This window comes from Fretibacterium fastidiosum (genome assembly GCF_000210715.1).
Lineage (GTDB): Bacteria > Synergistota > Synergistia > Synergistales > Aminobacteriaceae > Fretibacterium > Fretibacterium fastidiosum.
The window spans coordinates 1,799,567-1,803,858 of the sequence record NC_021038.1; the positions used below are offsets into that span (position 1 = coordinate 1,799,567).

Consider the following 4,292-nt stretch of genomic DNA (forward strand, 5'->3'; position numbering starts at 1 on the left):
GGGTTCCCGTTCCTCTCTGACTTTTTCTTGATTTTGTGCGACGATTGTGCGTGCGTCTTTGCGTTTGTCTGTTGATCTGAAAAGTGACAGCTCGGAAGCGGATCAGTCGAACAAGTTTGAACAAAAAAGCCCCTCCCGCCCGGAGTGCAGAGCGCAGGGTGGGGAGGGGCTTTTTTTATGTTCCCGGCGCAGGAGGGGGATATTCCGGGCAAAAAGAGGCTGTTTCAGGAAGCTTTTAGGGGGTTGCGCGGCGCAAACGGAAAAAGGAGGGAACGCGATTGAGAAGGGTGAGTTGGCTTGTTGCGTTGTTTTGGGTGTTCAGTTGCGCGGGCGGGGCGTTTGCCTGGGGGCAAAGCGCGCCCCTCTCCCCGGAGTTCCTGCGCTGGCGGGAGGAAGCCGCGCGGGGAAGAGACCGTGCCTCCGGTCCCGCCGGCGAGAGGCCTACGGGTTACGTTCCGTCCCCCGTGGACCTCTCGCACCTGGATGGAGTGGACTACTCCCGCTTCCCGGGCCGGCGATCGAACCGCGGCGATGCGACGCTGCCCGCGTCCTGCGACCTCCGCGCGGAGGGGCGGGTGACGCCGGCGCGAGATCAAGGCTCCTTTGGAACCTGCTGGAGCTTCGCCGCCATCGGGGCGGCCGAGTCGTCGTATCTCACGCAGGGGCTCGGCAGAACCTCGGAGGACCTCGACCTCTCGGAGATGCACCTGGCCTGGTTCACCTACATGGAGCCAGGGAAGGGGTTTACGGGTAGGGCTGGAAATGTCCTTTCCTCTCCGACCTCCGCCGATGTCCTGGGACAGGAAGGAAATAATTTCAAGTCGACGGCGACCCTGGCACGCTGGACGGGGGCGGTCTCCGAGGACAGTCTGCCCTATGGGACGGAACCCGACCAGCCGGCCTCGGACTACCCCAACCGGCTGCACCTGCGGGATGTCTTCTATCTGGGACGTGACCGAAAAAAGCCGGATGACATGGTCTGGAAGACGCTGATCCGGAGGTACGGGGCCATCTCCATTGCCTATTGCAGTGACCCGCAGTATTACACGAGGGGCGGCGTCTCCTTCTACAACAGCAACAGCGACGACGGCGCGAACCATGAGGTGCTGGCCGTGGGCTGGGACGACAATTATCCCAAGGAGAACTTCCGATCCGACCAGCCCCGACCCGCGAGGGACGGCGCCTGGCTGGTCAAGAACAGCTGGGGGCCGGGATTTGGCGAGGACGGCTACTTCTGGATATCCTACGAGGACAAGACCCTGGAGGACGGCGCCGTCTACCGGGTGGTCCCGGCGGATCCCTCGATGCGCCAATACGGGTACGACGACCTGGGGTGGTGCAGATCCTGTTATTTGGGCATGTCCGGACAAGGCTGGATGGGTAACGTCTTCACGGCGGTGGAGGACGAGACGCTGAGGTCGGTCTCCTTCTACACCACGGCGGCGAACGCGCGCTACAGGCTGCGCGTCTATCGCCTGGGAACGGCGTCGGGAACGCCCGTCTCCGGGACGCTCGTCTACGCGGTCGACGGAGCGCTCCCGTTCGCGGGCTACCACACGGTGGACCTGACGGCTCCTGTGCCGTTGGAGGCGGGGGAGCGTTTCTCCGTGGTGCTCCGCATGGAGACCCCCGACTACAGATTTCCCCTGGCTGTGGAGGTAAAGATCAAGGGCTACTCGGACAACGCCGTCTGCAACCCGGAGGAGAGCTATTTTTCCGGGGACGGGGTGAACTGGGAGGACGGTTCTATAAAGGGTATCAACGCCTGCATCAAGGCCTTTACAAAAGTGGCAGCGCCCGCGCTGGAGGCGGAGATCGAGCCCCATACCTTTGATCCAGGCCTGCCTTATCAGGGGACGGTGCGCGTGAAGGGCGTCGCGTCCGTGGATCTGGTGAGCGCGGATGTCACCGCGAAAACGTCCGGCCACTGGTCGACAGGGCCTGCGGCTCGCATCAGCGGCGATGCGGTTGTCCTGTCCGGGACGGTCTCCAGGGATGTCCCGACGACCGGGGTGACCGTGAGCGTCACGCTTGGCGGAGGGGTGGTGCTCTCCGCGGACTATACGCTGATGAAAACGCTGGCGTTTGTCCTGCCCGAGACGATCGAGCCCCCGACCGAGATTGCAGGCGGTGCGCCCTACAGCGGGCTTTTGACGGTGCGGAACCTGGTCTCGTCGGATGTCGCCTCCGTCGATGTCGTCTCGTTCCAGGGGGTCTGGGAGGGCTTGACGGCCTCTTTGAGGGATTCCACGGCGTTCCGGGACACGGATGTGGCGGTGCGGGGGACGCCCAGGGCCGGGTTCCAGTCCTCCATCCTGACGGTGACGGTGACGCTGAAGGACGGGCGTTCTGCGCGAAAAGCCTACACGGTGACGGAGAAGGTCGTGCCTCCGACACCGACGCCAACCCCGACGCCAACTCCGAGGCCGACACCAACGCCGACGCCGAGGCCGACGCCTACACCCGGAACAACACCTGGACCAACGCCTGGACCAACTCCGACGCCCGAGCAAAAGCCTGTCGTGTCGGCCCGCCCCACGGACTGGGTGATCGTGACGGAGGCCGCGGACGCGGAGGGGCGTGTTCCTGTGACGCTTTCTACTGCGGTGACCCTGTACGCGGCCCCGAAGACCCTGTCCGTGGAGGTTGAGGGGTTCATCGAGGGTTCGCTGCGGTACGGCCTGTACGACGGCGGGACGCGGATTCTCTCCGCTGCCTCCCTGTCCGAAAGCGGCCGCACCCATGAACTGCGGATAACGGGTAAGGTCGGTCGGGATGCCCTGAGCAGCGCCGCGGTGACGAAGGTTGTGATCGACGGGAACGCCGCGTCCCTGCCGTCGGGAGGATTGAAACTCTCCGAGATGACCCCGAAGACGGAGCCAAATCCCGGTTCTACCGGGAAATCGAGCGGCGGTGGATGCGACGCCGGGGCAGGCGCTCTTGCGCTGCTCCTCGCGGCATCGCTGGGGCTGAAAAAGAAAGTGTAGGCTCGCAGAGCGAACCCGATCTCTTTTGGACACACCTCAGGGCGGTCCCCAACAGGGCCGCCCTGAGGTGCGTTTTATACCAATTCGCGTTTAATATGGATTGCCTCCCCTGATGAAGCCCCTAAGTTCGACGACGCAAATCAAAGATTTGCTGTCTCACTTATGAAAGGGGAGGTGGTTCGCGTCAGCGAACCGGAGTTCTGCATGCGGAGCCTGCCTACGGGCTGCCTGCTGCGCGGTCTCTGACGGAGCGGAGAAATTTGAAGGAGAAAGGGCTTTAGAGAGAAGGTTCGGGGACGAAGCGGGGCCGGAGTCCACGAAAGACTCCGGCCCCGCTGAGACTTCCCTGCTTTGTATCGCGGAAGATACTGGGGTGAAAGGGCATGAATGCCCTGATATTCCATTGTAAAGATGGCCTGGGGTGAAGCCTTTTCTCGTCATTCCATCGGCTGGCAGAAGATTCTCCGCATTGCGCTGCCCCTCCGGGGATCCATGAAGAAAAGCGCCTCGTTGGCGAGAGACCCGTCATTCCGATACCGCGCAGGGATGAACGAGCCGTCTGCGGTCAGCCACAACGGCTTCCCGTCCCTGCAGGTTTGGGGGCGCCGCCGCGTCCTTGACAGCCGCTTGGTTAAGGGGGTATACTGCCCTTAACATTCAAATAAATATTTGAATGATTAAACGAGCCGCAGGCTCCTGGGGGAGGCGTTGAGCGATGAGGAAGAGCTACAGGATCGAAGTGGACTGTCCGAACTGCGCGAACGAGATGGAGGAGGCGGCGCGGAGGACGCCGGGCGTGAAGGACGTCTCCGTGAACTTCATGGCGCTCAAGATGAGCGTGGACTTCGAGGAGGGGCGGGACCCTGCGGACGTGATGGAGGAGGTTCGGCGGAACTGCAAGAGGGTCGAGGACGACTGCGAGATCTTCGTTGATTAGCGGCGGCGCGGGCTGCCGGGGGGTGGGCTTATGAGTGGAAAACAGAGGAGAAACCTGATCCGCATCCTCGTCGCCTCGGCCATGATGGTCGCGCTCCACTTCGCGCCGGTGCAGGGCCTCCTGCGCTTTGCGCTGTACCTCGTGCCGTACCTCGTGGTGGGGTACGACATCCTCGTCAAGGCGGTGAAGGGCCTCGTCCGCCGCCGGCCCTTCGACGAGTGCCTGCTGATGGCCGTGGCCACGACGGGCGCCATGGCGCTTGCCGTGTACGAGGACGGGGACTACGCGGAGGGCATCGCGGTCATGCTGTTCTACCAGGTGGGCGAGTGGTTCCAGAGCTACGCTGTGGGCAAGAGCCGCCGCAGCGT

General features: G+C 63.2%; 2 protein-coding genes and 1 pseudogene. All 3 read left to right on the plus strand.

The features are described 5' to 3' along the window. Positions 1–287 precede the first annotated feature (287 nt). Entirely contained in the window at positions 288–2,987 is a 2,700-nt protein-coding gene (locus SY1_RS08395) for a C1 family peptidase (protein WP_243440722.1), read from the plus strand. A 715-nt stretch (positions 2,988–3,702) separates the two neighbouring features. Then, a complete protein-coding gene (locus SY1_RS08400) occupies positions 3,703–3,924 on the plus strand; it encodes a cation transporter (protein ID WP_015556775.1) in 222 nt (73 codons plus the stop codon). 30 nt (positions 3,925–3,954) lie between these two features. Next, a pseudogene (locus tag SY1_RS08405) lies at positions 3,955–4,292 on the plus strand (heavy metal translocating P-type ATPase); the annotation flags it as partial.